Annotated in this window: 3 protein-coding genes; all 3 read right to left on the bottom strand. The window is 67.0% G+C overall.

The genetic code is table 11. From position 1 onward, the window contains the following. Positions 1-231 precede the first annotated feature (231 nt). The 3 genes from ABZ646_RS43585 to ABZ646_RS43575 all read right to left on the bottom strand — a co-directional run bounded on the left by ABZ646_RS43585 (position 232) and on the right by ABZ646_RS43575 (position 2962). Positions 232-1491, bottom strand: a complete 1260-nt coding sequence (locus tag ABZ646_RS43585) for a DUF3500 domain-containing protein (protein WP_360532475.1) — start codon at positions 1489-1491, stop codon at positions 232-234. Positions 1492-1574: 83 nt separating this feature from the next. Next, positions 1575-2018 carry a nuclear transport factor 2 family protein gene (locus ABZ646_RS43580; RefSeq protein WP_360532472.1) on the bottom strand — a complete coding sequence of 148 codons (444 nt, stop codon included), beginning with the start codon at positions 2016-2018 and terminating at the stop codon, positions 1575-1577. Between the two features lie 35 nt (positions 2019-2053). Next, a complete protein-coding gene (locus ABZ646_RS43575; protein ID WP_360532469.1) occupies positions 2054-2962 on the bottom strand; it encodes a fumarylacetoacetate hydrolase family protein in 909 nt (302 codons plus the stop codon). Positions 2963-3216 lie beyond the last annotated feature (254 nt).

The raw sequence follows: 3216 nt of genomic DNA, 5'->3' as shown, positions 1-3216 counted from the left end.
AGGGCAGGAGACAGTTATCGAAATCCACTCCTGCCGGGCGGGCTCCAATCATGGAGGAGAAGGTTGTCGTCGGCCATCCACGTCCCCCGTTCTGCTTCGGATGGGCGGGAGTTCAGAGTTGGTCCGAATTACGGACCGCAGGACCACTGGATGGTACGAAACTAGGCCCCGCCCACTGGGAGGGTCAAGGGGTGTCTCGGGTCGCCTGCAGGCCTGACCCTTGCGGCGTGCTCAGCTGTGGTGCTGCTCGTAGTGCATACGGAGAAGGTTCTTGCCGTAGTCCCCGCCATTGGGTGTCCGCACGATGGTGTGGACGTGAATCGGTTCCGGCTCGTCGTTGTCGAGGAAGATCCCGGGGTGGTTGTCGTACTCGATCAGGACGACCGGGCTGTGCAGGCGATAGTAGAAGGCCTCGCCCTCCTGCCACGCACCGATCCAGCTCAGGAAGGAGTGGTTCAAGTGGTGCTCGAGCTGGGATCGACGGTGTGCTCGTGCGACCTCGGGCAGGTTCAGCAGATACGGGTCGGCCAGAGCCATGAGCAGTTCCCGCTGACCGGCCGTCAGGTCAGAGCCTTCAAGGCCGACTTGGGGCAGTACGAGGTTGTCCTGGCCGGCGCCGGCACGGTGACGGCCGTCCACAATGCCCGCCAGCTCATGAGGCAGGTCCTTCGCGAGCATCGAACCGTGGAGCAGTGCCCGGTCACGCTGGACCGCGGTCAAGGAGCCCATGAACTCCCGTGCGGTCCGCTGGTGTTCGGCGAAGAGCAGATCACCCTCGAACTCGGTGCCGAGGAAGGACGGCGTGAGCACGATCTGGCTCCCGATGAAGAGGCAGTGCAGGACGATGTGGTGTCCGAACAGTTGCCAGCCCCACGGGGTCGTCCGGCTCGGCTCACCGAAGACCGTGAACCAGTAGCAGTACTCGGTCAGGGAGTCCAGGTAGGCGCCGACAACCTCTCCCAGCGAGGCGTTGGAGCGCATCGCGGCACGAAGCTGGTCATAACCTGGCCCGCTGATCGACGCCTCGATGACGGCGAGCGCGGCCGCCCGCTGCCCGGCGCTGATCTCCTGCAGCTGCAACCCGTGCTCGGGGAAGGTCAGGAAGGCGTTGGACCACAGTTGCCATTCGACGGCGTCGAGTGGCAACGCGGCAGCGGCGCGCTGCCGGGAGCTTAAGGACGCCAGGAAACCGCGGGCTGCCTCCGCCGCGGCAGCGGGGTCCACTCCCGCGTCCTCAAGAGCGAACAGCCCGTCGACCGGCGTCCCGTCAGTCGTCACCCCGACGAACCGTTCGGCGGCGGTCTGTTCCACCGGGGGGATCTCGGCATCACCGATCAGCTCCATCAGCGCGGCCATGCCCTGCTGGTCGCTGAAGTCGACCGTGCCACGGCGAAGGGGCAGGTTCGGCTTCCGTGGCCGGGGGCGTGGACGGTTCGTGTGGGGGTGACCACCATGGTCGGGGTGGGAAGGCACGTCGTTGGGCCGCGGCATCTTGCCGTCCTTCCTGTCTCAGCTTCCTGTCTCAAAAGACCCGCGGGCAGCATCTCTGCCGCAGGAGTCGGCCGTCACTTCTCTCAGCCGGGCGTACTGTCCGGACCGAAGGTCGGCTGGTCCTCAGCGACGAACAGGACCTGGCTGACGCGTTCGGCGATCTTCCAGCAGTCGTCACTCCACCGGTACCGGTTGTGGGTGACTGTGATCATTCCCGGGGCGCCGACGGGGAGGGGCGCTTGGCCGGATGCGGCGTGCAGCACGATGTAGCTGGCCGTCCGGGCCGCCACCGCGTCGTGCTCCAGCACAGTGAAGTTGTGCACGAGATGGGCGGTGGTCCGCGGTCCGCGGGCGCGCCGCCGCTCGTAGAAGTCGGCGATCTCGGAGCGGCCGACGAGCCGCGCTCCGTCCATGCCGAGGTCGAATACCGCGTCGTCGGTGTAGAAGCTCGCCGCCTCCAGGCCGCTGCCGAGGTCTACGTCGGCCCAGTATGCGCACTCGAGCGCCCACAGCTGATGCCAGATCATCGGTTGTCCTCCGGCGGTGTCCCTGTCGTTCCTCGTCACCGGTCCCCACCCCGCGGTTCGGCACGGCGCTGATGGAAACGCACCGAGACCCTTCCCAGCCGGGTGAACGAGGCGATGGCCGTGCGCTTGTCCGGGGGCAGCACGAACGGTGCGAGCAGCGAACCGGTCATCACCACCATGCCTGGCTCGAGACCGAGTCCGTGAGCCGCGAGGAGTCGCGCGATGGCGGCAACCACCCGGTAGGGATGCCCCATGGCCTCCACGCCGGTCCCCGACCCGACAACGGCGCCGTCAAGCTCGAGGTAGGCACCCTCCAGGCGCAGGTCGGGCACGGTGGCAGACGGCGTCGGATCGCCGACCACCACGATGCCGTTCGTCTTGTGCGTCGCTATCGAATGATGGACGCTTCGCCGTCCCCCGACGACGCCCGGCGACCACGCTGCGATCTCGATCGCCGGGCACAGCGCACCCACCGCCCGGCTCACGTCGAGCTGAGTCACGGCCGGACCGCGCAGCTGGGAGGAGATCAGCGCCGCGATCTCGACCTCCACGAAGGTCTTGCCGGGCAGGACCGTGAACTCGTCTCCGTCCTGGGCGAGACGAGACGCGAGCAGGGTTCCGACGGTGGGGACCGGTGTGTCGGACCCGAGCACGTCCTGTGCACCGAGCGAGGTGGCAGCCGCCTTGTACCCGACGATGCGGTCTCCGGTGTCGGCCCGCCGTGCCATCTGCGCGAACTGCAGTGCGTAGGCGTCATCGATCGACAGCTGCGGCTGCAACTGCGTCACGTCGACTGAATCCTCTGACCACGGGTCGTCCCTCAGGACATGGTCGATCAAGTGCTCGTTCAGAGCATCCTCCCGTCGTTGCGTCGCGAGAACGGCTGGTTGACCTCGTGGGTCGCAGACCTGCGAAACGGCCATGCCGTTGGACGCGGCGAGCATGGCCGGACTGCGCGGACTTCGGACCACGGAGTCCCCGGCTGAGCACACTGAGACTGGTCCGTAATTCGGATCAGTGGACTGTAGTGTGGACCCCCATCCTTTCCGATGTCCAGAGCGTCACCCTGGCGGATGGTGCTCTGAGTGCGCGGACGTGAGCTCGTGTCCGTTTCGTGGTTGAGGTTGGGGAAGGACCGCTGGTCGCGGGTGGGGAGTGGTCCTCAGGCGTCGGGGCGGGCGAACAAGCCGGGTTCGGG

This window comes from Streptomyces sp. NPDC007162, assembly GCF_040634175.1.
GTDB lineage: Bacteria > Actinomycetota > Actinomycetes > Streptomycetales > Streptomycetaceae > Streptomyces.
This window is presented reverse-complemented; position numbering and strand designations above follow the sequence as displayed.